This is a genomic window from Bradyrhizobium sp. 61, assembly GCF_023073075.1.
GTDB classification, from domain to species: Bacteria; Pseudomonadota; Alphaproteobacteria; order Rhizobiales; family Xanthobacteraceae; genus Bradyrhizobium; species Bradyrhizobium barranii.
This window is the reverse complement of record NZ_JADPIU010000082.1, coordinates 459,624-485,147: the sequence shown is the minus strand read 5'-3', so window position 1 is coordinate 485,147 and position 25,524 is coordinate 459,624. Positions and strand designations below refer to the sequence as shown.

The window sequence follows — 25,524 nt, the reverse complement described above, 5'->3', positions numbered from 1 at the left end:
CCGCCCTTTTTGCTTGGGGCTCCTGCTACCCCCGGCCTATCCCGGCCTGACGCCGCTTGACCTCGGCGTGGTATCGTCGGCGGGAGTGATTCGGGATCTCGCATGACTGAAACGGCCGATGATCTGAGCGCCCCGCTCGGACAGGACAAGCCGCGCCGGAAACGGCGGCTGCGGCTGCCGTTCACAGCCATGCAGGCCCTCGCGGTCATGCTCGGCCTGTTCCTGGTCGCCTTCGCCGGCTTCGCCATCTTCAATAAGGATCCGCTCGGCGGCGAGCCGATGACGCGGATTGCGATCCGCGAGCCCAGGGCCACCGACGAGAAGCCGGCCGCCGCGAGCCTTGGCCAGGAGAGCAAGCCAGAGAGCAAGCACGAGGCCAAGGAGGCGCCGAAGCAGGCGGGCGAGCAGAAGACCGTCACCATGATCGACGGTTCCACCGGCACGCGCCATGACGTGGTGATCGGTGGCGGCGACGCCGCCGACAAGGGCGACGCGGCGGCCGCCTCCGCCCCTCCACCCGTCATGGCCGGGATCGACCCGAAACTGCTGGAAAAATCGCGCTACGGCATGATCCCCGTGACGGCCGAGGGCGCGAAGCCGTTCAACGTCTACGCGGCGGATGCCGACCGCGCCAAGGCGGCAAAGATGCCTGTCGTCGCGATCCTGATCGGCGGCCTCGGCGTCGGTGCGGCCAAGACCACCGACGCGATCATGCGGCTGCCGCCGGCGGTGACGCTGGCCTTCACGCCCTATGGCGCCGACCCGGGCAAGCTCGCCGAGCGGGCCCGTGCCCAGCGCCACGAGATCTTCCTCCAGATCCCGATGGAGCCCTACGACTTCCCGGACAACGACCCGGGCCCGCAGACGCTGCTGACCTCGCTCACCACCGACCAGAACATGGACCGCCTGTACTGGCACCTGAGCCGGATGCAGGGCTATGCCGGCCTCACCAATTTCATGGGCGCCCGCTTCGTGGCGACCGACGCCGCGATGCAGCCGATCATTCGCGAGGCGGCCAAGCGCGGCCTCGGTTTCTTCGACGACGGCTCCTCGCCGCGCAGCATCGCGCCCCAGGCCGCGGGCAGCCAGGCGATGCCGTTCGGCAAGGGCGATATCGCGATCGACGTGGTGCCGACCCCGGCGGAGATCGACCGCGCCCTGAACAAGCTCGAATCAACGGCGCGCGAGCGCGGCGTCGCAATCGGCACCGCCTCCGCCCTGCCGGTCTCGATCGAGCGCATCAGCAGCTGGACCAAGACATTGAGCGACCGTGGTATCCTTTTGGTGCCGTTGACAACCGCGATGCTGAAATCAAAATCTAGCTAAATCAACGGATTGGTACGTTACGGGCCCTCGGGACCGGCATACCCACCAAAAGCACGCGAGAGGTCTGGCGGAATGGCACGTTACGAGGATCTGCCCTACCGTACCTGCGTCGGTGTGATGCTGATCAACATGAAGGGTCTGGTGTTCATCGGCCGCCGCGCCGGTGGCATCGAGCATGTCGACGACGCCCATGTCTGGCAGATGCCGCAGGGCGGCGTCGATCCCGGTGAGGACACCTGGGATGCCGCCAAGCGCGAGCTCTATGAGGAGACCAGCGTGCGCTCGGTCGAGCGGCTCGGCGAGGTCCCGGACTGGCTCGTCTACGACATCCCGCGCACGGTTGCCGGGCGCGCCTGGAAGGGCCGCTATCGCGGCCAGCGCCAGAAATGGTTCGCGGTCCGGTTCACCGGCAAGGACAGCGAGATCAATGTCGAAAAGCCCGGCGGCGGCCACAAGGCCGAGTTCGTGAGCTGGCGCTGGGAGCCGATGAAGAACCTGACCGGTTTGATCATCCCGTTCAAGCGCCCGGTCTATGAGCGCGTGGTGAAGGAATTTTCCGCGCTGGCGGATGAATAAATCAAATCGTCATCCCGGGTTCGGTGCTAATGCATCGCCGGAATGACGATGAAAGACGCGCGCGTGACCAATCAAAAACCCTACCGTCCCAACGTGGGGATCGCCCTCTTCAATGCCGATGGCCGCGTGCTGATCGGCCACCGCTTCAAGGGCGACGGCCCCGAGATCATCCTGCCGGGCCTCGACTGGCAGATGCCGCAAGGCGGTGTCGATGAGGGCGAGAACCTGCGCGATGCGGCGCTGCGCGAGCTTTGGGAAGAGACCAGCGTCAAGAGTGCGGACTATCTCGGCGAGACAGACTGGCTGACTTACGAGTTCCCTCCCTACGACGGGCCGCAGACGCACCGGCTGGCGAAGTTCCGCGGGCAGCGCCAGAAATGGTTCGCGCTGCGCTTCACCGGTCGCGACGACGAGATCGATCCGCTGACGCCGCGCAACGAACAGCCTGCGGAGTTCGACGCCTGGCGCTGGGAGCGGCTCGACCGCGTCACCGAGTTCGTGGTGCCGTTCCGTCGCGACGTCTACCGCGCGGTCGCGCAGCAGTTTGCGCCCTTCGCAAACTAAAACCGCGAAAACAACCCCATGCACAGTAGCCGGCGATTGCCGGCGCGATGCGCGGTGGTTGTGGCGAAGTTTTTGAAGCGTCAAAGAGAATCGGCCGCGGGGCACAAGCGGCGTGGCGGCCTACGTCCAGCAAGCTCTAATTCGTCGGTCCGACCGTGAACGGGCCGATCGCGATGACGTGGCAATCGCTGTCGCGCTTGGCGCAGTCGGCGAGCGCGGAGTTGACGGCGGTCTGCTCGTCCGCCGCCTTCAGGCCGAGGCCCGGCCGGCCCGCGGTTCCGACCGCGACCGCGTTCCAGCCCATGCCATCGGCGAGCTTGCGTACGACGTCGGCCCGCGCGTCGGTGGCGATCGAGGCGTTGGAAGCGGCATGGAAGAAGCCGGTGATCCTGAGCAGGGTCGGGATCGGCACGACGAAATTGTCGTCGACCGCGACGATCAGACAGGCCATGCCGGCGATGGCGCCGCACGATTCCAGCGAACGCCGCGCCGAATCGTCGACGGATGACGCGCCCAGTACCATGAAATATTGACCGCCCGGGCCGAGCGCGATCGCGCGGGATTTCGCCGCCGGCACGAACATGTTCTCGAGCCGGACCTTTGCCGGGTCGCGCACCATCGGAAAATCCTTCGGCGCGAAGGCCCGCTCGGTCATGGCGTCGTGGCGCACCCAAGGCTGCGGCGGCATCGGCGGCTTGCCGTGCGTGTAGACGACGTCGTTGCCGACCGCATAGAGCTCGCAGCGCCGCGGCGATTGCGCGGCATCCGCGCGCTTCTGGCACTGCTCGAGCGCCATGTTGCGCGCAGCTTCCTCGGTCTGCTGGTTCAACGCTGCGCCTGTGAAGCCGCCGATATTGAGCGCGAAGGCCTTGTAGTCGCCGGAGGCGGAATAGTCGCCTGCCAGATAGTTGCGGATGCGCTCGTTGATGAAGGGCACGCTGTCGACGGCCAGCTTGCCTGATAGCGGCGCGGCGGATGGCGAGGGCGCGGGCATCGGTGCCATCGCAGCGCCGGCATTCGTCGGGCTCATCGGGGCCATCGGCGTTTTTGCCATCTGGGTCGGCATCGGGCTCGGCGCCACGGCATCTGCCGCTGGCGCTGCACTTGGCATTGCAGCACTTGGCGTCGCGGCCGGCGCGACTGCGGCGGTGACCGTCTGCTTGAGCTTGGTGTTGTAGAGGAAGCCGGTGACAAGGATGGCGACGACCGAGACGACGGCGACCACCAGCGGCCACATCCAGACGGGTGCCGCGGCCAGCTTGGAGGCGGGCTTCTTCAGTTTGGGTGTGGCGTAGGTGCCGTCCTCGCGCCGCATCGCCACCATGTAGGCGTGCACCGGCGTCGGGATGTTCTTGACCTCCTGCGCGCCGATGTCGGCGAACTGCACCGACAGCTTGTTGGCGACCTGCTCGTGCACGGCGCGGGAGACGCAGATGCCGCCGACCTCGGCGAGGCCTTCGAGCCGGGCGGCGATATTGACGCCGTCACCGAGCAGATCGCCGTTGCGCTCGACCACGTCACCGATGGTGATGCCGATGCGGAACGACATCTGCCGGCTCGGCGGATAGGCCATGTTGCGGGTTCGCAGGGATTCCTGGATGTCGATCGCGCAGCGCACCGCATCGACCGCGCTCGGAAATTCCGCGAGCACGGCGTCGCCCGCCGTGTTGAAGATGCGTCCGTTGGCTTTCGCGATGAAGTCGTCGATGACCTCGCGATAGGAGGCGAGACGCCGCAGCGTCTCCTCTTCGTCTTCCGCGACCAGTCTTGAGTAACCGGCAATATCGGCCGCGAAAATCGCTGCGATCTTGCGTTTCATCTGCTGCCAGCCCCGAAACAAATTCGCGGGCGCAGAATGCCGCTATCGGCGGCGCGGTGCAACAAAGTTTCAGCGCCCGCCACTTCCGTGACGAGCGCTGAACCTGTTCAGGAACTTGTAGCTTGAGCCCCGGAGCAGTGCACCGGGGCTTAGTGCATAGCCGTGCTACTGAGCTGCTGCTGGATGCTCTTGAAGTGGTCGAGCCGCTCGATGGCCTGATCGAGCTCGCCGCCTTCGTGCTCCTTCAGGCCGTCTTCCATCTCGGAGATGGTCGCGGCGAACTGGGCACGGTCGAGTTCGTCGAGCGACGTCGCGACGTCGGCGAGCACGGTGAGGCCCTTCTCGGAGACTTCGGCGATACCGCCGAGCACGATGATCTTCACGTGCCTGCCGCCCGTGGTCACGGTGAGGATGCCGGGCCGGATCGCAGCCACGACCGGCGCATGTCCCGCCAGCACGCCGAAGTCACCCTCGACGCCGGGGATATCGACCTGATCGACCTGGCCCGAGAATGCGAGCTTTTCTGGCGAGACGAGATCGAAGTGGATGGTGGCCATTGGAAACCTGCGAATGGTGAGTAGCGAACGCGCGAGTGGCGAGCAGCGAATGGCGAATAGATTCTACTCGCCACTCCCTACTCGCTATTCGCCAGCTTAGGCGGCTTCCGCCGCCAGCTTCTTGCCCTTCTCGACTGCCTCTTCGATGGTGCCGACCATATAGAAGGCGGCTTCCGGCAGGTGGTCATACTTGCCTTCGCAGAGGCCGCGGAAGCCCTTGATGGTGTCCGCGAGGTCGACGAACTTGCCGGGCGAGCCGGTGAAGATTTCGGCGACGTGGAACGGCTGCGACAGGAAGCGCTCGATCTTGCGGGCGCGGGCCACCGTCAGCTTGTCCTCTTCCGAAAGCTCGTCCATGCCGAGAATGGCGATGATGTCCTGGAGCGACTTGTAGCGCTGCAGCACCTGCTGGACCTGACGCGCGGTGTCGTAGTGCTCTTGGCCGACGACGAGCGGCGAGAGCATGCGCGAGGTCGAGTCGAGCGGGTCCACCGCGGGGTAGATGCCCTTTTCCGAGATCGCGCGGTTCAACACCGTGGTCGCGTCCAGATGCGCGAACGAGGTCGCGGGCGCCGGGTCGGTCAAGTCGTCGGCCGGAACGTAGATGGCCTGCACCGAGGTGATCGAGCCCTTCTGCGTGGTGGTGATGCGCTCCTGGAGCGCGCCCATGTCGGTGGCGAGCGTCGGCTGATAACCCACCGCCGAAGGAATACGGCCGAGCAGCGCCGACACTTCCGAGCCGGCCTGGGTGAAGCGGAAGATGTTGTCGACGAAGAACAGCACGTCCTGGCCCTGGTCGCGGAAGTGCTCGGCGACGGTGAGACCGGTGAGGCCGACGCGGGCGCGGGCGCCCGGCGGCTCGTTCATCTGGCCGAACACCAGTGCGCACTTCGATTTCACGCTCGGATCCGGATTGTGCGGATCGGCGTTGACCTTGGACTCGATGAACTCGTGATAGAGGTCGTTGCCTTCGCGGGTGCGCTCGCCGACGCCGGCGAACACCGAGTAACCACCGTGCGCCTTCGCGACGTTGTTGATCAGCTCCTGAATCAGCACGGTCTTGCCGACGCCGGCGCCGCCGAACAGGCCGATCTTGCCGCCCTTCGCATACGGAGCAAGAAGATCGACGACCTTGATGCCGGTGACGAGAATTTCAGCTTCGGTCGACTGGTCGGTGTAGCTCGGCGCTTCCTGGTGGATGGCGCGGAGACCTTCGGACTTGATCGGGCCGGCTTCGTCGATCGGCTCGCCGATCACGTTCATGATGCGGCCGAGCGTGCCGTCGCCCACCGGAACCGCGATCGGCTGGCCGGTGTCGGTCACTTCCTGGCCGCGCACCAGACCTTCGGTCACGTCCATCGCGATCGTGCGGACGGTGGACTCACCGAGATGCTGCGCAACTTCCAGCACGAGGCGGATGTTGCCGTTCCGGGTTTCCAGCGAATTGAGAATGGCGGGCAGGTGGCCCTCGAACTGCACGTCGACGACGGCGCCCATGACCTGGGTGACGCGACCGACCTGGTTAGCTGCTGTAGCCATGAATAGCTCTCCTTCGAAATTCTGGACTTGAACGACCGTCGTTTGGTTCGTGCGTCAGACCGCCTCGGCGCCGGAGATGATCTCGATCAGCTCCTTGGTGATCTGGGCTTGACGGGTTCGGTTGTAGATCTGGGTTTGCTTGCGGATCATTTCGCCGGCATTGCGGGTGGCGTTGTCCATCGAGCTCATCTGCGCGCCATAGAACGAAGCGTTGTTTTCCAGCAGCGCGCGGAAGATCTGCACCGCGATGTTGCGCGGCAACAGGCCGGACAGCAGTTCGTCCTCCTCCGGCTCGTAATCGTAGGACGTCGTCGGCGCGTTCGCCGCCTTTTCCTCGACGACCAGCGGGATGATCTGCTGCGCGGTCGGGATCTGGGCGATCACCGACTTGAACTGCGCGTAGAACAGCGTGCAGACGTCGAACTCACCGTTGTCGAAACGGGCCAGCACCTTCTTGGCGATGTCCTCGGCGTTGACGAAGCCGAGCTGACGAACGCTACGCAGGTCGAGGTGCTCGACGATCTGCTTGTCGAACAGGCGGCGGAGTTGCTCATAGCCCTTGCGGCCGACACAGAAGAATTTGACTTCCTTGCCCTGCGCGATCAGCGCCTGGGCGCGCTCGCGGGCGAGGCGCACGATCGAGGAGTTGAAGGCGCCGGACAGACCGCGCTCGCCGGTGCAGACCAGCAGCAGGTGGACCTGGTCCCTGCCGGTGCCGGCCAGCAGCGCCGGCGCGCCGGGCGAACCCGCAGCGGCGCTGGCGATGTTGGAGATCACCGCGCTCATCTTGTCGGCATAGGGCCGCGCCGCCTCGGCCGCTTGCTGGGCACGGCGCAACCTCGACGCCGCGACCATCTGCATCGCCTTGGTGATCTTCTGCGTCGCCTTGGTGGAGGCGATGCGGACGCGCATGTCTTTAAGTGACGCCATTCTTCGTCCCCGACGATCCGACCCTTTGGCCTGATCGCAAACCTATCCAGTCGTCATGCCCGGGCTCGCCCCGGGCATCCACGCGGTGCCTCACACGCCGTTAGACGTGGATGGCCGGGACAAGCCCGGCCATGACGGCGTTTACGCGAAGCTCTTCGCGAAGCCTTCGACCACCGACTTCAGCTTGGCGGCGGTGTCGTCGGAGAGATCGCGGCTGTCGCGGATCGCGTTGAGGATCTCGGCGTTCTTGCCGCGCAGCAGCGACAGCAGACCGTCCTCGAACGCGCGCACCTTGTTGAGCGGGAGCGGATCGAGATAGCCGTTGGTGCCGGCCCAGATCACGCAGACCTGCTCTTCCATCTTCAGCGGCGCGAACTGCGGCTGCTTGAGCAGCTCGGTCAGGCGCGAACCGCGGTTGAGCAGGCGCTGGGTCGAGGCGTCGAGATCGGAGCCGAACTGCGCGAACGCCGCCATTTCGCGGTACTGCGCGAGCTCGCCCTTGATCTTGCCGGCGACCTTCTTGGTGGCCTTGGTCTGCGCGGACGAACCGACGCGCGACACCGACAGACCGACGTTCACCGCGGGACGGATGCCCTGGAAGAACAGGTCGGTTTCCAGGAAGATCTGGCCGTCGGTGATCGAGATGACGTTGGTCGGAATGTAGGCCGACACGTCGTTGGCCTGGGTTTCGATGACCGGCAGCGCCGTCAGCGAGCCCGAGCCCTGGTCCTTGTTCAGCTTCGCCGCGCGCTCGAGCAGGCGGGAGTGCAGATAGAACACGTCGCCCGGATAGGCTTCGCGGCCCGGCGGGCGGCGCAGCAGCAGCGACATCTGGCGGTAGGCGACGGCCTGCTTGGACAGATCGTCATAGATGATGACGGCGTGCATGCCGTTATCGCGGAAGTACTCGCCCATGGTGCAGCCGGTGAACGGCGCGATGTACTGCATCGGAGCCGGATCCGAAGCGGTGGCGGCGACGATGATCGAATATTCCAGCGCGCCCTGCTCTTCCAGCACCTTCACGAACTGGGCGACGGTCGAACGCTTCTGGCCGATCGCGACATAGACGCAATACAGCTTGATGTTCTCGTCCGGCTGCGCGTTGAGCGGCTTCTGGTTCAGGATGGTGTCGAGCGCGATCGCGGTCTTGCCGGTCTGACGGTCGCCGATGATCAGCTCGCGCTGGCCACGGCCGATCGGGATCAGGGCGTCGATCGCCTTGAGGCCGGTCGCCATCGGCTCGCTCACCGACTTGCGCGGAATGATGCCGGGCGCCTTGACGTCGACGCGCATGCGCTTGTCGGCCACGATCGGGCCCTTGCCGTCGATCGGGTTGCCGAGCGCGTCGACGACGCGGCCGAGCAGGCCCTTGCCGACCGGCGCGTCCACGATGGCGCGGGTGCGCTTGACGGTCTGGCCTTCCTTGATCTCGCGGTCGGCGCCGAAAATAACGATACCGACGTTGTCGGTTTCGAGGTTCAGCGCCATGCCGCGGGTGCCGTTCTCGAATTCGACCATTTCGCCGGCCTGGACGTTGTCCAGACCATAGACGCGGGCAATACCGTCGCCGACGGACAGCACCTGTCCGACTTCGGAGACTTCAGCTTCCTGGCCGAAATTCTTGATCTGGTCCTTCAGGATCGCGGAAATTTCCGCGGCGCGGATGTCCATCAGCCTGCCTCTTTCATCGCGTGCTTGATCGAATTGAGTTTGGTGCGAAGCGAACTATCGATCATGCGGCTGCCGAGCTTGACGACGAGGCCACCGATGATCGAGGGATCGACATTCACGTTGAGCGCGACGTCCTTGCCGGTCACCGACTTCAGGGCGACCTTGAGGGCGTCGAGATTCTTGTCCGAAAGCGCTTCCGCCACGGTGACGTCGGCCGTCACCTCGCCCTTGAACCTGGCGACGAGGGCGCGATAGGCGCGAATGACGTCAACCACCGCGAACAGGCGGCGGTTGGCGGTCAGGACCTTCAGGAAATTGGCGGAGATGCCGGCGATGCCCGCCTTGTCCAGCACGGCCGAGAGGGCCCTGGACTGGGTATCGGCTGCGAACACAGGGCTGCGGACGAGGCGCTTCAGATCGGCGCTTTCGTTCAGCAAGCCCTCGAATTTGTCGAGATCGGCTTTGACCTCGTCGACCACATTCTGGTCGCGGGCCAGTTCAAACAAGGCCGTTGCATAACGGCCGGACACACCGGAAACGGACGTATCTTCTGCAGCCACAGACGCGCTCTTTTTGCTGTCAAACTCGCAAGGGAAAAACCGTCGCCAGGAAGCGGCGCCAAGCGATCCAAGCCCTTGGAATTCAAGCGGGACTTCGATTTTCGGCCGACACGGGAGGTGCCGGGTCCGTTAAAATCGCGGCTTTGCTAACATAGCAGGCGCGCACGTGCAACATGACGCCAAATTAAAGGCACGACGTTCTGTCGCCAGTTCGTCGCAGCCGACGGCGCCGCGACAGCGGCCTGCCACGTCGCGGAATGACGCACCCCCTCGGCGGCATCGCGACCATTGGTTCCTGCCCTCAGCGCATAGCGGCCATGAACACGGATCGCTGAGGCGTGAGTCGGACGTGACGAGCGGCCTCCCCTGAATACTTTCCTAATTCTAAACATGAAGTATAACGACCCCGTTTTACAGTATTAATGAGTAATAAAATAGTTAAAGAATTGTTAAAGCGAAAGATTCCAGAACATTGGCTGCAACATTGATGCCAATCACAGAATATTTCATGACGACACAGAACGGATTTACTGCCCAATTCACGCCTCATTAGGAATCGAAACGCGATCCCGCTCACAGACTTACGGGGGCTCCACTTGCCACATATGTGGCAATACTAGATTAGGGACCACTAAATGCTGTCTTTGAAGACGCTGGGCTCCGTGCCCCGGCCGCGCACGGCGATCGCTTTCGTTGCCGCCACTCTCCTCGTCGGCGGAACCGCCACCGAAGCTTCTGCCAAATCCCGGCATCACCACCGGTACTCTCACCATCATCACCGCCACCACGCCCAGAGCGATGCCAACACGACCTCCGATTGGCGCAACGCCAACGCGTCGATGACGCCGTCGTCGGGCACGGGCCGCAGCTTCTCCGGCATGGCCTCCTATTATGGCAACGAGTCCGGCAGCCGGACTGCGTCGGGCCAGCGCTTCAACCAGAACGCCATGACCGCAGCGCACCGTTCGCTGCCGTTCGGCACCAAGCTGCGCGTCACCCATGGCGGCTCGAGCGTCATCGTCACCATCAATGACCGTGGCCCGTTCATTCGCGGCCGTGTCCTCGACCTCTCCACGGGCGCTGCCCGCGCCATCGGCCTCACCGGCGCCGGCGTCGGCCGCGTCACCGCGGAAGTCGTCTCCTAAGGCGCCACCAGCGCCTCACCGACAAAGCGCAAATCTCGCCATCGTCCGCGGACGTGTGAGCGGCGAGACCAGTTCGGGCGAAACAAGCCCGCCGTCTTGGGGGACGGCGGGCTTTTTGTTTGCCCCGTCATTGCGAGGCATGATCCGTAACCCGGATGGAGCGTAGCGAAATCCGGGGTCTTTGTAGGCGGATCGACTTGTCCCGGATTACGCTGCGCTCCATCCGGGCTACAGGCGCTTGTCATTTACTCCGTCATTGCGAGGAGCCACCCGGTCCCGCCTTTGGCGGGCCGGATGACAGGCTCCACGACGAAGCAATCCAGACTGCCTCCGCGGAGGGTTTCTGGATTGCTTCGCTGCGCTCGCAATGACGGGGATGGATCTCAACCTTACAAGAAGCTCTGCGGGTCGACGTCCACTTCGAGCTTTTGGTTGCCCTTCGGCTTCGGACACACCGCCAGCCAGTTGCGCAAATAGTCCGACAGATCGAAACCGCGCGCCGATTTCACCAGGATGCGGAAACGGTAGCGGCCCTTGATCACGGCGAGCGGGGCCTCCGCCGGTCCCAGCACCACGACGCGCTCGTCGCGCGGTGCGAGCGCAACGAGGCGGCGGCCCAAACCTTCGGCGCTCGGACGGTCGCCCGCCGAAATGATCAGGCTCGCGAGCCGGCCGAACGGCGGATAGAGCGTGCGCTCGCGCAGATCGATCTCGCTGTCGTAGAAGGCCTCGCGGTCGCAGGCGATCAGCGCCTTCATCACGGGATGATCGGGCTGGTGGGTCTGGAGATAGCCGACGCCGCGGCCCTGCTCGCGCCCGGCGCGGCCGATCACCTGGTTGAGCAACTGCCAGGTGCGTTCCGAGGCGCGCGGATCGCCGTTGGACAGGCCCAGATCCGCATCGACCACGCCGACGAGATTGAGCCGCGGAAAGTTGTGGCCCTTGGCGACGAGCTGCGTGCCGATGATGATGTCGACGCGGCCCTCAGCGATCTCGGTAAGCTCGGAGCGCATCGTCTCGATCGAGGTGATCAGATCGCTCGACAGCACCATGGTGCGCGCCTCGGGGAACAGCGCGGCCGCCTCCTCCTGCAAGCGCTCGACGCCCGGCCCGACCGCGACCAGCGATTCCTCCGCCGCGCAATGCGGGCAGGTCTGCGGGCGCGGCATCGAGAAGCCGCAATGGTGACAGACCAGGCGCTGGCGAAAGCGGTGATCGACCAGCCAGGCATCGCAGATGGTGCAGGCGAAGCGATGGCCGCAGGCACGGCACAGCGTCAGCGGCGCATAGCCGCGGCGATTGAGGAACAGCAGCGCCTGCTCGCGCTTTTCAATCGCTTTTCTGATCTCGGAGGCCAAGCGCGGCGAGATGAAGCGGCCGCGCGCCGCCGGCTCGCGGCGCATGTCGATGGCCTCGATATGCGGCATGTGCTGGCCGCCGAAGCGCGAGGGCAGCGCGATGCGCTGATAGCGGCTCTTGCGCGCATTGACCTCGGATTCGACCGACGGCGTGGCGGAGGCCAGCACGATCGGGATCTTTGCGATATGCGCGCGGACCACCGCCATGTCGCGGGCGTGATAATGCACGCCCTCGTCCTGCTTGTAGGCCTGGTCGTGCTCTTCATCGACCACGATGAGGCCGAGATTGGCGTAGGGCAGAAACAGCGCCGAGCGCGCGCCGACCACGACCGGCGCACTGCCATCGGAGATCGCGGCCCAATTGCGCGCGCGGGTGCGCGGCGTCAGCTCGGAGTGCCATTCGATCGGCCGCACGCCAAAACGCTGCGCGAAGCGGTCGAGGAACTGGCCGGTCAGCGCGATCTCCGGCATCAGGATCAGAGTCTGCTTGCCGCGGCGGACGGTCTCTGCAATCGCCTCGAAATAGACCTCGGTTTTGCCCGAGCCAGTGACGCCGTCGAGCAGCGCAACGTGAAAGGTGCCGTTGGCGGCGAGCGCGCGCATTGCATCCACCCCGGCGCGCTGGAGCGGTGAAAAATCCGGCTGGCCGAAATCCGGATCGGGTGCCGGCGGCGGCGGAGGCGGCGGCATCGGCTCGACCGTGAGCGTGCCTTCGTCGACGAGGCCGTCGATCACGCCGGCCGAGACGCCGGCTTCCTTCGCCGCTTCGGACTTGCCATGCAGCAGCCGGTCCGACAGCAGCTCGATCACGCGCTGCCGCGCCGGCGTCAGCCGCCGCGGCGGATCGCCGACCAGGCGCACACCGGCGCGCACCCGCTCCGGGCCGAGATTCTCGCCCATGCGCAGGCACATCCGCAGCACCATGCCGCGCGGGCTCAGCGTGTAATTGGCGACCCAGTCGACGACCGAGCGCAGCTCAGGCTTCAGCGGAGGAAGATCGAGCTTTTCGCTGACCTCCTTGAGCCGGTTGTGCAGGCGCGGGTCGGGATTGGCGTTCTCCGCCCAGACCACGGCCAGCACCTCGCGGGGCCCGAGCGGCACGCCGACGAGATCGCCCGCCTTCAGCTCCATCCCGCGCGGCACCTTGTAGGAATAGGTCTGGTCGAGCGCGACCGGCACCAGCACGTCGACCATGCGGGTCGCGTTGGCGGGGGTGGTCGTGCTGCGCGACGAATGATCCATCAAAGGTCTTTGGAGGGAGAATCGGAACCTTGGGGCCTTGAGGCTAGCGCCCAGGGGCGGCCTTAGCGAACAGTAAACGGGTGTGATGCGATATACTGAGTGGAATCATTACGTCCAGAGCGCATGAGCAAAGCCGCGGCCCCATTAATCGAGCTCGCCAGCGCCGATCCCTCGATCGCGCAGGAGATGACGCGCTGGCTGTCGCATCTCGGCGCCGAGCGGCGGCTGTCGCCGAAGACGCTGGAGGCCTATGGCCGCGACCTGCGGCAATGCCTGGATTTCCTTTGCAATCATTGGGGCGAGCGCGTGACGCTGGCGCGCTTTGCCGCGCTGGAAGCCACCGACATCCGCGCCTTCATGGCGATGCGCCGCGCCGACGATATTGCCGGCCGCTCGCTGATGCGCGCGCTGGCGGGCCTGCGCTCGTTCGGCCGTTTCCTGGAACGCGAAGGCAAGGGCAAGGTCGGCGCACTCTCGGCTATCCGCGCGCCCAAGGTGGCCAAGACTTTGCCGAAGCCGCTGCCGATGGCATCCGCAAAACGTCTCGCCGATGCCGACGAGCGCGCCGGCGAGGAACGCGAGACGTGGGTTCTGGCCCGCGATGCCGCGGTGATGGCGCTGCTGTATGGCTCGGGCCTGCGCATCTCCGAAGCGTTGGGGTTGAAGCGCCGCGAGGTGCCGCGTCCAGGCGAGGGCGACGTGCTGATTGTGACAGGCAAAGGCAACAAGACCCGCATGGTGCCGGTGCTGCAGAACGTGCTCGCGCTCGTGCAGGAATACGTTGCGATGTGCCCCTATCCGCTGCCGGCGGAAGGCCCGATCTTCCTCGGCGCGCGCGGCGGTCCCTTGAGTCCGCGCATCATCCAGCTTGCGATGGAGCGGCTGCGCGGCGCGCTCGGCCTGCCCGACAGCGCGACGCCGCATGCGCTGCGACACTCCTTCGCCACGCATCTGCTCTCGCGTGGCGGGGATTTGCGCGCAATCCAGGAGCTGCTGGGTCACTCCTCGCTCTCGACCACGCAGATCTACACCGGTATCGATTCGGAGCGGCTGCTCGAAGTCTATGCGAGCACGCATCCGCGACGATGAACCTGACATGAAGCTGTCATAGCGCGCGTGCCTCTTGCGCGGCGCCCGCGGTTCGGTCAATCGTGGGGAACCGCGACTGGAGGGAATCATGAGCGCACACGAAAGCATGGAGCATGCCGAGCACGCCGAGCACGCGTCCGGCTCGAACAAGAAGATCGCCCTTCTGATCGCCGTGCTGGCGCTGTTCCTGGCGATCTCCGAGACGCTCGGCAAGGGCGCCCAGACCGAATCGATCAGCAAGAACGTCGAGTCCGCCAATCTCTGGGCATTCTTCCAGGCCAAGACCATCCGCCGCACCGTGGTGCTGACCGCATCCGAGCAGGGCAAGCTCACGCTCGCCGCCGCCGACGAGGCTCAGAAGCCGGCGGTGCAGAAGCAGGTCGACGACTGGACCAAGACCGCGCAGCGCTATCGCTCAGAGCCCGAGACCGGCGAAGGCACCGAGCAGCTCGCCGAGAAGGCCAAGCACGCCGAGCACGAGCGCGACGAGGCGACCGCGAAATATCATCACTTCGAGCTGGCCTCCGCCGCCTTCCAGATCGGCATCGTTCTGGCCTCGGCCACCATCATCACCGGCATGATCGCGCTCGCCTATGTCGCCGGCGTCCTGACCTTGGCCGGCCTCCTCATGACCGCGCTCGGCCTGTGGTGGCCGCATCTGGTGCATTTGCATTGAGGGGCTGATGCGGGGCGCATAAGGCCAACAACATCGACGCTGTCATGCCCCGGCTTGCCGCCTTCGCTGAAGCTTCGGCGGCCGGGCGAGCTTGTGGCCCGGCGTAGCCTTGGCGGAGCCGGGACCGGGGCATCCAGTACGCCGCGGCTCCTCCGTATTCGATTGACGTCTCTGGAATACTGGATCGCCCGGTCAAGCCGGGCGATGACACCGAGTGTGCGGCAATGACAGTGAGTCTATAGCGGGCAGCTCACCGCGCCTGGTGCACGCTCTTGCGAAAGCGCTGGATCAGGCGGAGCGTACGGGAGGACCAGCCTTCGCCGTTGCCGGCGATCAGCTCGCGGATGCGCTGCTTGATCGGGTCGACCAGCTCGGCGGCCTTGGCGCGCAGCTTCATCACGAGATCGTAGAGCCGCTCGAACCAGCGCATCTCCATCAGCTTGTCGCGCGTCACGTCGAACACGAAGGCGGTGACGCCGACGCCGAGCAGCTTTGCGAACAGAAACGTGGATACACCGCTCAGCCAGTATTCATGCGTGAGCAGATACAGGCCCATCAGCTTGAGCGGAAACAGCGGGATGATCGGCACCGCGAACACGATCAGCGTCATAGCCGGCGGCAGCGCGTCGACGCGCTCGGTCAACCATTGCTTGAAACGTGCGAGCGGGATGGCTGCGACAACCCGCGCGACGATCGGCTCGAGATGGTCCCACAGCCAAGCTTCGATCAGGAAGATGATCGCCAGCAGGACCCAGACCGGTTGAAGTAGGCGGCGCAGCATATGTTTCCCGCCCGATTCGACGCTAGGCGCGTCGCCTACATATGGATGGCCCGCTTGCCCACCGCAAGCGCGGCTTCCTTGATGGCCTCTGAACGGGTCGGATGCGCGTGGCAGGTGCGGGCGAGATCTTCCGCGCTGCCGCCAAACTCCATGAGAACGCAGGCCTCATGGATCATTTCGCCGGCTTCACGGCCGATAATGTGCACGCCGAGCACGCGATCGGTCTTCGCATCTGCGAGAATCTTCACGAAGCCGTCGGTGGTCTGGTTGACCTTGGAGCGGCCGTTGGCGGTAAAGGGAAACTTCCCGACGGTATACGCCTGACCCGCCTGCTTCAGCTCTTCCTCGGTCTTGCCGACGGAGGACACTTCCGGCGTGGTATACACGACACCTGGGATAACGTCGTAGTTCACGTGGCCGGCCTGCCCTGCGATGATTTCCGCAACGGCTACGCCTTCATCCTCGGCCTTGTGCGCGAGCATCGGGCCCGCGACGACGTCGCCGATGGCATAGACGCCCTTCACGCTGGTGGCGAAATGCGGATCGATCTGCACGCGGCCGCGATTGTCCAGCACCACACCGGCTTCCTTCAGGCCGAGCCCATCGGTGTACGGCACGCGGCCGATGCAGACGAGAACGACGTCGGCTTCCAGTGTCTCCGCGCCGCCGCCGGCTGCGGGCTCGATGGTCGCCTTCAGCGACTTGCCGGAGGTGTCGACAGCCGTGACCTTGGCGCCGAGCTTGAATGCAAAACCCTGCTTTTCCAGGATGCGCTGGAATTGCTTGGCGATTTCGCCGTCCATGCCGGGCAGGATGCGATCGAGGAATTCGACGACGACGACTTCAGCGCCGAGCCGCTTCCACACCGAGCCGAGCTCGAGGCCGATCACGCCGGCGCCGACGATCAAGAGCTTGCCGGGGACCTTGTCCAGCGACAGCGCGCCGGTGGACGATACGATGCGCTTCTCGTCGATCTCGATGCCCTTGAGACGCGCGATGTCGGAGCCGGTCGCGATGACGATGTTCTTGGTTTCGATCGTCTGCGTCTTGCCGTCGGCGGACACTTCGACCTTGCCTGTCCCTAAGATCTTGCCGGTGCCCTTGAGCACGTCGATCTTGTTCTTCTTCATCAGGAATTCGACGCCCTTGACGTTGCCGTCGATGCCCTGCTGCTTGAAGTTCATCATCGCCGGCAATTCGAGCTTCGGCGCGGAAACAGAAACGCCCATCTTGGCGAAGGAGTGCGCGGCTTCCTCGAACATTTCGGACGCGTGCAGCAGCGCCTTCGACGGCATGCAGCCGACGTTCAGGCAGGTGCCGCCGAGCGTGGCGTCCTTTTCGACCACGGCGACTTTCATGCCGAGCTGGGCTGCGCGCACCGCGCAGACATAACCGCCCGGTCCGGTGCCGATGACGACGAGATCGTAGGTAGCCATGAGAGAAAGTCCCGTGAGTTTAGCGTGATGAGGATGTGTCAGCGTCCGCGCGGCGTGTCAGCGTCCGCCGGACACATCGAGAATGGCCGAGGTGACGTAGGAGGCTTCGTCCGACATCAGCCAGACGATGGCGTTGGCGATTTCGTCGGCGGTGCCGACGCGCTTCATCGGCACCATATGGGCCAGACGATGGGCGCGGTCGGGCTCGCCGCCGGCGGCGTGGATTTCGGTGTCGATCAGGCCGGGGCGGATGCCCGCGACACGAATGCCTTCGCCTGCGACCTCATAGCCGAGACCGACGGTGAAGGAATCGATCGCGCCCTTGGACGCGGCATAGTCGACATAGGTATTCGGCGCACCAAGTCTGGCAGCGACCGATGACAGATTGACGATGACGCCGCCCTGGCCGCCGTGCTTGGTCGACATCCGCTTCACCGCTTCGCGCGCGCAGAGGATCGAGCCGGTGACGTTGACCGCCATCACGCGCCGGATGCGCTCCGCCGACATCTCGTCGACGCGCACGCCGCTCTGGCCGACGATGCCGCCATTGTTGACGAGTGCACCGAGCGTGCCGAACTTGTCGGCAGCCTTGAACAGCTCGATGATGTCGCTTTCCTCGGCGACATCGCATTTCACCGCGATGGCCTTGCCGTTGCTGGCCGCGATCTGGGCAACCACCTCGTCAGCGGCCGTTTTGTTGCTGGCGTAGCCGACGACGACACGGAAGCCGCGCGCGGCCGCCGCAATCGCGGTCGCCCGCCCGATTCCGCGGCTGCCGCCGGTGATGACAACGACTTTATCGGTCACATCAATCCCCACGAGTTGGAGCGCACTACGACGTCTTGCCCTCGAGAGCTGCCAACCGATCCAGCACGGACTTATCCGTCAGGCTGACCAAATGGAACAGAATGAAGGGCGTGAGAAACGGAATCAGGCACCAGGCCGCGAAGCCGCCCCCCTTACCCTTCCTGCGACTGATCGGAATCGCAAAGAAGAAGAAAATAAGGGTGGTCAGCAGGAACGGCACCATGGAGATGAGCGCATGCGCAAGCGACGGCTCCCCCATCGTCGCCTCCCTCAGAGGTCCAGCACCAGGCGCGCCGGATCTTCCAGGCTCTCCTTGACGCGGACCAGGAAGGTGACGGCTTCCTTGCCGTCGATGACGCGGTGATCGTAGGACAGCGCCAGGTACATCATCGGGCGGACCTCGATCTTGCCGGCGACGACCATCGGCCGCTCCTGGATCTTGTGCATGCCGAGGATGCCGGACTGCGGCGCGTTCAGGATCGGGGTCGACATCAGCGAGCCGTAGATGCCGCCATTGGTGATGGTGAAGGTGCCGCCCTGCATCTCGTCGATCTTGAGCTGGCCGTCACGGGCGCGGCGACCGAAATCGGCGATACCCTTCTCGATGTCGGCGATCGACTTGTTGTCGCAGTCGCGCACGACGGGCACGACCAGACCCTTGTCGGTGCCGACGGCGACGCCGATGTGGTAATAGTTCTTGTAGATCAGATCGGTGCCGTCGATCTCGGCGTTGACGGCCGGGATGTCCTTCAGCGCCTGCACGACGGCCTTGGTGAAGAAGCCCATGAAGCCGAGCTTGCTGCCGTGCTTCTTTTCGAACGCATCCTTGTAGTGGGCGCGCAGCGCCATCACGTTGGTCATGTCGACCTCGTTGAAGGTCGTGAGCATGGCCGCGGTGTTCTGCACGTCCTTGAGGCGGCGCGCGATGGTCTGGCGCAGGCGGGTCATCTTGACGCGCTCTTCGCGGGCGGCGTCATCGGCCGGTGACGGCGCACGGACCTGGACGGCGGCCGCGGGCTGGTTGACCGGGGTCGGCGCCGAGGCCGCGCGCTCGATCGCGGCAAGCATGTCGCCCTTGGTGACGCGGCCGTCCTTGCCGGAGCCCGGAACGGTCGAAGCATCGATGCCGGTCTCGGCGGAGAGCTTGCGGACGGACGGGGCGAGCGGCGCATCGGCCGGCGGCGCCTTCGCGGCCGGAGCCGGCGCAGGAGCAGCAGCCACGGCGGCCGGAGCGGCGGCGGCGGGCTTCGCGGGAGCAGCGGCGGGCTTCGCAGCACCGGCACCGTCGGTGATCTGGCCGAGCAACGCGCCGACCGCGACGGTCGCGCCATCGGCGGCGACGATCTCGCTCAGCGTGCCGGCGGAGGGCGCCGGGACTTCGATGGTGACCTTGTCGGTCTCGAGCTCCACCAAGGGCTCGTCGACGGCGACGGGATCGCCGGCCTTCTTGAACCAGCGGCCGATGGTGGCCTCGGTGACGGATTCGCCGAGCGTCGGCACACGAATTTCAGTCATGGTCTTTTCCTTAAGGGATCGCCGGTGCGGTCAAAAATTCGGTCGTCAACGGCCCGCGAAAGGCAAGCCATCCAGCAAGCCGGACGTTCGTATTCTGCACGGACGCCGCGGCGTACTGGATGCCCTGCTCCAGTGCGCAATTGCACACTGGGCGAGGCATGACGCAGTTCAGAAAGATCAGCTCAGTGCTTCGTCCAGGAACGCCTTCAGCTGCGCCTGATGCTTGGACATCAGACCAGTGGCGGTCGCGGCGGAAGCGGCGCGGCCGACATAACGCGGACGCCGGCTCACACCGTTCACCTGGTTCAGCACCCATTCCAGATAGGGCTCGATGAAGTGCCAGGCACCCATGTTGCGGGGCTCTTCCTGGCACCACACCACTTCAGCCTTCTTGAAGCGCGACAGCTCGGCCACCAGCGCCTTCAGCGGCACCGGATAAAGCTGCTCGACGCGCATCAGGTAGATGTCGTCGATGCCGCGCTTCTCGCGCTCCTCGTAGAGGTCGTAATAGACCTTGCCGGAGCAGAGCACGATGCGGCGGACCTTCTCGTCGGGGACGAGCTTGATCGCCTCGTTCGGCAGCATCTGGGCGTCATCATAGAGGATGCGGTGGAAGGTCGTTCCCTTCGCGAGCTCCTCGAGACGCGACACCGCCCGCTTGTGGCGCAGCAGCGACTTCGGCGTCATCAGGATCAGCGGCTTGCGGATCTCGCGATGAAGCTGGCGCCGCAGCACGTGGAAGTAGTTCGCCGGCGTGGTCGGGTAGACCACCTGCATGTTGTCTTCGGCGCACATCTGCAGATAACGCTCCAGACGGGCCGAGGAGTGCTCCGGTCCCTGGCCCTCATAGCCGTGCGGCAAGAGGCAGACGAGGCCGGACATGCGCAGCCATTTGCGCTCGCCCGAGGAGATGAACTGGTCGAACACGACCTGCGCACCGTTGGCGAAATCGCCAAACTGGGCTTCCCACAGCGTCAGCGTGTTCGGCTCGGCGAGCGAGTAGCCGTATTCGAAGCCGAGCACGGCTTCTTCCGACAGCAGCGAGTTGATGACCTCGTAATGGCCCTGCTCGTGGCCGAGATGGTTGAATGGCGTGTAGCGGCTCTCGTCTTCCTGGTCGATCAGGACCGAATGGCGCTGCGAGAAGGTGCCACGCTCGGAATCCTGGCCCGACAGGCGGACATGATGGTTCTCGTTGAGCAGCGTGCAGAACGCCAATGCCTCGCCGGTCGCCCAATCGATGCCGGCGCCGGTGTCGATTGCCTTGGCGCGATTGTCGAGGAAGCGCTGGATGGTGCGGTGGACGCGGAAGCCATCCGGCACCTTGGTGATCTTGCGACCGATTTCCTTCAGCTCGGCGGTGTCGACGCCGGTGACGCCGCGGCGCGCATCCTCTTCCTGATCGGCGATCTTGAAGCCGGACCACTTGCCGTCGAGCCAGTCGGCCTTGTTCGGCTTGTAGGAGGTGCCGGCCTCGAACTCGGCGTCGAGCCGCGCGCGCCAGTCGGCCTTGGCCTTGTCGACCTCGCCCTCGGTCATCACGCCTTCGCTGATCAGGCGGCGGGCGTAGAGCTCGAGCGTCGACGGATGGGCCGCGATCCTCTTGTACATCACCGGCTGGGTGAAAGCCGGCTCGTCGCCTTCGTTATGGCCATGCCTGCGGTAGCAGAACATGTCGATGACGACGGGCTTGTGGAATTTCTGCCGGAATTCGGTCGCGACCTTGGCCGCGAACACGACGGCTTCCGGATCGTCGCCGTTCACGTGGAAGATCGGCGCGTCGATCATCTTCGCCACGTCAGACGGATAGGGCGAGGAGCGCGAGTAGCGCGGATAGGTGGTGAAGCCGATCTGGTTGTTGACGATGAAGTGCACGGAGCCGCCGGTGCGGTAGCCCTTCAGGTCAGACAGGCCGAAGCATTCCGCGACCACACCCTGGCCGGCGAACGCAGCGTCGCCATGCATCAGCAGCGGCATCACCGAGATGCGCTGGTCCGGCGGATCACCGTGCTGGTCCTGCTTGGCGCGGACCTTGCCGAGCACCACGGGATCGACGATCTCGAGATGCGAGGGGTTGGCGGTCAGCGACAGATGGATGCGATTGCCGTCGAACTCGCGGTCCGAGGAGGCGCCGAGGTGATATTTGACGTCGCCGGAGCCTTCGACCGCATCGGGGTTGGCCGAGCCGCCCTTGAATTCATGGAACAGGGCGCGGTGCGCCTTGCCCATCACCTGGGTCAGCACGTTGAGGCGGCCGCGATGCGGCATGCCGAGCACGACCTCCTTCACGCCGAGATTGCCGCCGCGCTTGATGATCTGCTCGAGCGCGGGAATCAGCGATTCACCGCCGTCGAGGCCGAAGCGCTTGGTGCCGGTGAACTTGGTGTCGCAGAACTTCTCGAAGCCTTCGGCTTCGACCAGCTTCGTCAGGATCGCGCGCCGGCCTTCGCGGGTGAACGAGATTTCCTTGTCCGGCCCCTCGATGCGCTCCTGGATCCACGCCTTCTGCGCGGCGTTGCTGATGTGCATGAACTCGACGCCGAGCGTCTGGCAGTAGGTGCGCTCGCAGATCGCGGTGATCTCGCGCAGCGTGGCGTATTCGAGACCGAGCACGTGATCGAGGAAGATCTTGCGGTCGAAATCGGCTTCGCTGAAGCCGTAGGTGCGCGGGTCGAGCTCTTCGCGGTTGCGCGGGGCTTCGATGCCGAGCGGATCGAGCTTGGCGTGGAAGTGGCCGCGCATGCGGTAGGAGCGGATCAGCATCAGCGCGCGGACCGAGTCGCGCGTGGCCTGGAGCACGTCGGCGGACGAGAAATCAGCGCCCTTGTTGCCCGCCTGGGCCTGCGCCTTGGCGGCGATCTTGGCACCGACCGCCTTCTCGACCTGGGCCCAGTTGCCGTCGAGGGCGGAGGTGAGGTCGTCCTGCGGGGTCAGCGGCCAGTTGGCGCGCTCCCAGGACGGGCCTTCGGCGTTCTTGCTGATATCGCCGGGCTGGTCGTTGAGGCTCTTGAAGAACTCCTGCCACTCGGCGTCAACCGAGGACGGGTCCTTCTCGTAGCGGGCGTAGATTTCGTCGATGTAGGTGGCGTTGGTGCCCTGCAAAAAGGAAGAGAGGGCAAAGGCTGCGTTCGCGTCTTGGCGAGACATGCTTGAGTTCCTGGCGATTTCGGTTCGCGCATAACAAACGGCGCTGGCGCTGGGCTCCCCGGCAGAGGCCCAGCGCGACAGGCACCATTTATCCTATTTGCTACGAAACTTCGCCCGGAAAAGTACGAAGAAGTGAATTAGCCTTTCAACTTTTCGGCAAGCGTGTGACCGAGGCGGGCGGGAGACGGAGACACTGTAATCCCAGCCGATTTCATCGCGTCGGTCTTGGAACCGGCGTCGCCCTTGCCGCCTGAGATGATCGCACCGGCATGGCCCATGCGGCGGCCGGGAGGCGCTGTGACGCCAGCAATGAAACCGACCATCGGCTTCTTGCGGCCGCGCTTGGCCTCGTCCTTGAGGAACTGGGCGGCGTCCTCCTCGGCGGAACCGCCGATCTCGCCGATCATGATGATCGATTCGGTCTTGGGGTCGGCGAGCAGCATTTCCAGCACGTCGATGAACTCGGTGCCCTTGACCGGGTCGCCGCCGATGCCGACCGCGGTGGTCTGGCCGAGGCCTTCCTGCGAGGTCTGGAACACGGCTTCATAGGTCAGCGTGCCGGAACGGGAGACGATGCCGACGCTGCCGGTCTTGAAGATGTTGGCGGGCATGATGCCGATCTTGCACTCGCCGGCGGTCATGACGCCCGGGCAGTTCGGCCCGATCAGGCGCGACTTGGAACCGGCCAGCGAGCGCTTCACGCGCACCATGTCGATAACAGGAATGCCTTCGGTGATGCAGACGATCAACGGGATCTCCGCGTCGATGGCTTCGCAGATCGCATCCGCCGCGCCCGGCGGCGGCACGTAGATCACCGACGCATCGGCACCGGTCTTCTCACGCGCCTCGCGCACCGTGTCGAACACCGGCAGGCCCAGATGGGTGGCGCCGCCTTTGCCCGGCGAAGTGCCGCCGACCATCTTGGTGCCGTAGGCAAGCGCGGCCTCCGAGTGGAAGGTGCCGTTCTTGCCGGTAAAGCCCTGGCAGATGACCTTGGTGTTCTTGTCGATCAGGATGGACATGAGGTCTGCTTTCGCGAACTAACGAGTGAGAGGTCAGTGGATGCGGCGGTAGATGCCGGTGAGCACATCGGCCCAGCCTTCCGCGTCCGGCGAGAACTGGATCTTCAACGAGTAGGAATCGTCGTCGATGATTTCGTAGACGTGGCGCGCATTGCCGCGGAGCGAGCCGCGCACCAGCGTCAGGGTCTTGCCGACCCAGCCGCCGGAGGCGGGCGAGGGCGGCGTATAGCCGAGCGAGTCGTACCAGAACAATTTGTAGGTCCGGTCCTCACGATCGTAGGTGAAGAGGCCGTGGGTGGCGAAGACCTGCTTGCCGTCGCGGATCTGGACAGCATCCTGGATCAGGTAGAATCCGTTCAGGTCCATGCGCGCGACGACATGCGAAGTTGCCGGCCCACCCTCCGTCCAGCGTGACGGGAAGACCACCTCTTCGCCATTCCATTCGCCGGCGAACGCGGCGAGGCGCGTGTGCTCTGCAAGCGGAGATGATGCGGCGAGATGGTCCTGGGTCATGGCCTCAGCCTCCCTTGACGGCCTTCACGATCTTCTGCGCGGCGTCGTCGAGATTGTCGGCCGGCACCACGTTCAGGCCGGATTCGCGGATGATCTTCTTGCCGAGCTCGACATTGGTGCCTTCGAGGCGGACCACCAGCGGCACGCTGAGGCCGACCTCGCGCACGGCGGCCGTGACGCCTTCGGCGATCACGTCGCACTTCATGATGCCACCGAAGATGTTGACCAGGATGCCCTTCACGTTGGGATCGGCGGTGATGATCTTGAAGGCGGCCGCAACCTTCTCCTTGCTGGCGCTGCCGCCGACGTCGAGGAAGTTCGCCGGCGCCATGCCGTAGAGCTTGATGATGTCCATCGTCGCCATGGCGAGGCCGGCGCCGTTGACCATGCAGCCGATGTTGCCGTCGAGGGTGACGTAGTTGAGATCGTATTTCGACGCCTCGATTTCCTTGGCGTCTTCCTCGGTCTCGTCGCGCAGCGCGAGCACCTCGGGGTGACGGAACAGCGCGTTGTCGTCGAACGACACCTTGGCGTCGAGCACGCGGAGCTGGCCCTGCTTGGTCACGACCAGCGGGTTGATCTCCAGCATCGACATGTCCTTGGCGACGAAGGCGGTGTAGAGCTGCGCGGTGAGCTTTTCGGCCTGCTTGGCGAGATCGCCGGACAGCTTCAGCGCGTTCGCAACGGTGCGGCCGTGATGGCCCATGATGCCGGTCGCGGGATCGACCGAGAAGGTGACGATCTTCTCAGGGGTGTTGTGCGCGACGTCCTCGATGTTGACGCCGCCTTCGGTCGAGACGACGAAGGAGACGCGCGAGGTTTCGCGGTCGACCAGGAGCGAGAGATAGAACTCCTTGTCGATGTCCGAGCCGTCCTCGATGTAGAGGCGGTTGACCTGCTTGCCAGCGGGGCCGGTCTGGATCGTCACGAGGGTCGCGCCCAGCATCTGCTTGGCGAATTCGGTGACCTCAGCGGCCGACTTGGCGATGCGGACGCCGCCCTTGTCGCCGGCCGAGGCTTCCTTGAACTTGCCCTTGCCGCGGCCACCAGCGTGGATCTGGCTCTTCACCACCCAGACCGGGCCCGGGAGGGCCTTGGCGGCGGCTTCCGCGTCCGCGGGCTTCAGGACGGGGACGCCCTTTGAGATCGCGACGCCGAACTCGTTCAGCAGCGCTTTGGCCTGATATTCATGGATATTCATATGGTCGCTCCCTGAACCCGCGGGCGGTGACCTCTAGGGCCCACCTCAGT

At 64.9% G+C, this 25,524-nt stretch carries 22 protein-coding genes; 6 read left to right on the top strand and 16 right to left on the bottom strand.

Annotated elements, in window-relative coordinates; all coding sequences use genetic code 11:
• The first annotated feature begins 102 nt into the window (after positions 1–102).
• From IVB46_RS33205 to IVB46_RS33195, 3 genes are all read left to right on the top strand, one after another.
• The gene (locus tag IVB46_RS33205) at positions 103–1,326 is read left to right on the top strand and encodes a divergent polysaccharide deacetylase family protein (protein WP_247344310.1); all 1,224 of its coding nucleotides are present in this window, start codon (positions 103–105) and stop codon (positions 1,324–1,326) included.
• 72 nt (positions 1,327–1,398) lie between these two features.
• Positions 1,399–1,902 (top strand): RNA pyrophosphohydrolase, encoded by a 504-nt coding sequence (locus IVB46_RS33200; protein ID WP_063980427.1) that lies wholly within the window; start codon positions 1,399–1,401, stop codon positions 1,900–1,902.
• A gap of 63 nt (positions 1,903–1,965) precedes the next feature.
• The gene (locus IVB46_RS33195) at positions 1,966–2,466 is read left to right on the top strand and encodes an RNA pyrophosphohydrolase (RefSeq protein ID WP_063985996.1); all 501 of its coding nucleotides are present in this window, start codon (positions 1,966–1,968) and stop codon (positions 2,464–2,466) included.
• A gap of 136 nt (positions 2,467–2,602) precedes the next feature.
• Here the strand turns inward: IVB46_RS33195 and IVB46_RS33190 are convergent, their stop codons facing one another.
• From IVB46_RS33190 to IVB46_RS33165, 6 genes are all read right to left on the bottom strand, one after another.
• On the bottom strand, positions 2,603–4,285 hold the full coding sequence (locus IVB46_RS33190; RefSeq protein ID WP_247306821.1) for an adenylate/guanylate cyclase domain-containing protein: 1,683 nt from the start codon (positions 4,283–4,285) through the stop codon (positions 2,603–2,605).
• Between the two features lie 149 nt (positions 4,286–4,434).
• Positions 4,435–4,842, bottom strand: a complete 408-nt coding sequence (locus IVB46_RS33185; protein ID WP_247306819.1) for a F0F1 ATP synthase subunit epsilon — start codon at positions 4,840–4,842, stop codon at positions 4,435–4,437.
• A gap of 96 nt (positions 4,843–4,938) precedes the next feature.
• Complete coding sequence (gene atpD / locus IVB46_RS33180; protein ID WP_063980424.1) at positions 4,939–6,381, bottom strand: F0F1 ATP synthase subunit beta; 1,443 nt, start codon at positions 6,379–6,381, stop codon at positions 4,939–4,941.
• Between the two features lie 54 nt (positions 6,382–6,435).
• A complete protein-coding gene (locus IVB46_RS33175) occupies positions 6,436–7,311 on the bottom strand; it encodes a F0F1 ATP synthase subunit gamma (RefSeq protein ID WP_063980423.1) in 876 nt (291 codons plus the stop codon).
• 141 nt (positions 7,312–7,452) lie between these two features.
• Positions 7,453–8,982: a F0F1 ATP synthase subunit alpha gene (gene atpA, locus IVB46_RS33170; protein ID WP_166346738.1), complete on the bottom strand. Its 1,530-nt coding sequence runs from the start codon at positions 8,980–8,982 to the stop codon at positions 7,453–7,455.
• Positions 8,982–9,542 (bottom strand): F0F1 ATP synthase subunit delta, encoded by a 561-nt coding sequence (locus IVB46_RS33165; protein ID WP_247306817.1) that lies wholly within the window; start codon positions 9,540–9,542, stop codon positions 8,982–8,984. Before IVB46_RS33165 ends, atpA begins: the two co-directional genes overlap by 1 nt.
• Positions 9,543–10,177: 635 nt before the next feature.
• On the opposite strand from IVB46_RS33165, the gene IVB46_RS33160 reads away from it, so the two are divergent.
• The gene (locus IVB46_RS33160) at positions 10,178–10,687 is read left to right on the top strand and encodes a septal ring lytic transglycosylase RlpA family protein (RefSeq protein ID WP_028150468.1); all 510 of its coding nucleotides are present in this window, start codon (positions 10,178–10,180) and stop codon (positions 10,685–10,687) included.
• Between the two features lie 389 nt (positions 10,688–11,076).
• Here the strand turns inward: IVB46_RS33160 and IVB46_RS33155 are convergent, their stop codons facing one another.
• Positions 11,077–13,287, bottom strand: a complete 2,211-nt coding sequence (locus tag IVB46_RS33155; RefSeq protein WP_247306802.1) for a primosomal protein N' — start codon at positions 13,285–13,287, stop codon at positions 11,077–11,079.
• Between the two features lie 123 nt (positions 13,288–13,410).
• On the opposite strand from IVB46_RS33155, the gene IVB46_RS33150 reads away from it, so the two are divergent.
• Together IVB46_RS33150 and IVB46_RS33145 are read left to right on the top strand one after the other, a co-directional pair.
• A complete protein-coding gene (locus tag IVB46_RS33150) occupies positions 13,411–14,376 on the top strand; it encodes a tyrosine recombinase XerC (RefSeq protein ID WP_166346744.1) in 966 nt (321 codons plus the stop codon).
• Positions 14,377–14,464: 88 nt separating this feature from the next.
• Entirely contained in the window at positions 14,465–15,052 is a 588-nt protein-coding gene (locus tag IVB46_RS33145; RefSeq protein WP_063980418.1) for a DUF4337 domain-containing protein, read from the top strand.
• 250 nt (positions 15,053–15,302) lie between these two features.
• Here IVB46_RS33145 and IVB46_RS33140 read toward each other — a convergent pair whose 3' ends face one another.
• From IVB46_RS33140 to sucC, 9 genes are all read right to left on the bottom strand, one after another.
• Positions 15,303–15,833 carry a hypothetical protein gene (locus tag IVB46_RS33140; RefSeq protein ID WP_166346747.1) on the bottom strand — a complete coding sequence of 177 codons (531 nt, stop codon included), beginning with the start codon at positions 15,831–15,833 and terminating at the stop codon, positions 15,303–15,305.
• A 35-nt stretch (positions 15,834–15,868) separates the two neighbouring features.
• Positions 15,869–17,269 (bottom strand): dihydrolipoyl dehydrogenase, encoded by a 1,401-nt coding sequence (gene lpdA, locus IVB46_RS33135; RefSeq protein ID WP_247306799.1) that lies wholly within the window; start codon positions 17,267–17,269, stop codon positions 15,869–15,871.
• Positions 17,270–17,326: 57 nt separating this feature from the next.
• The gene (locus IVB46_RS33130; protein ID WP_063985995.1) at positions 17,327–18,076 is read right to left on the bottom strand and encodes an SDR family oxidoreductase; all 750 of its coding nucleotides are present in this window, start codon (positions 18,074–18,076) and stop codon (positions 17,327–17,329) included.
• Between the two features lie 25 nt (positions 18,077–18,101).
• The gene (locus IVB46_RS33125) at positions 18,102–18,335 is read right to left on the bottom strand and encodes a hypothetical protein (protein WP_247306798.1); all 234 of its coding nucleotides are present in this window, start codon (positions 18,333–18,335) and stop codon (positions 18,102–18,104) included.
• Between the two features lie 11 nt (positions 18,336–18,346).
• On the bottom strand, positions 18,347–19,591 hold the full coding sequence (odhB, locus tag IVB46_RS33120; RefSeq protein ID WP_014490618.1) for a 2-oxoglutarate dehydrogenase complex dihydrolipoyllysine-residue succinyltransferase: 1,245 nt from the start codon (positions 19,589–19,591) through the stop codon (positions 18,347–18,349).
• A 177-nt stretch (positions 19,592–19,768) separates the two neighbouring features.
• Positions 19,769–22,738 (bottom strand): 2-oxoglutarate dehydrogenase E1 component, encoded by a 2,970-nt coding sequence (locus tag IVB46_RS33115; RefSeq protein WP_247306796.1) that lies wholly within the window; start codon positions 22,736–22,738, stop codon positions 19,769–19,771.
• A gap of 137 nt (positions 22,739–22,875) precedes the next feature.
• Positions 22,876–23,760: a succinate--CoA ligase subunit alpha gene (gene sucD / locus IVB46_RS33110; protein ID WP_025575976.1), complete on the bottom strand. Its 885-nt coding sequence runs from the start codon at positions 23,758–23,760 to the stop codon at positions 22,876–22,878.
• Positions 23,761–23,793: 33 nt separating this feature from the next.
• Positions 23,794–24,273: a DUF1579 family protein gene (locus tag IVB46_RS33105; RefSeq protein ID WP_166053462.1), complete on the bottom strand. Its 480-nt coding sequence runs from the start codon at positions 24,271–24,273 to the stop codon at positions 23,794–23,796.
• Positions 24,274–24,277: 4 nt separating this feature from the next.
• Entirely contained in the window at positions 24,278–25,474 is a 1,197-nt protein-coding gene (sucC, locus tag IVB46_RS33100) for an ADP-forming succinate--CoA ligase subunit beta (RefSeq protein WP_135215827.1), read from the bottom strand.
• Positions 25,475–25,524 lie beyond the last annotated feature (50 nt).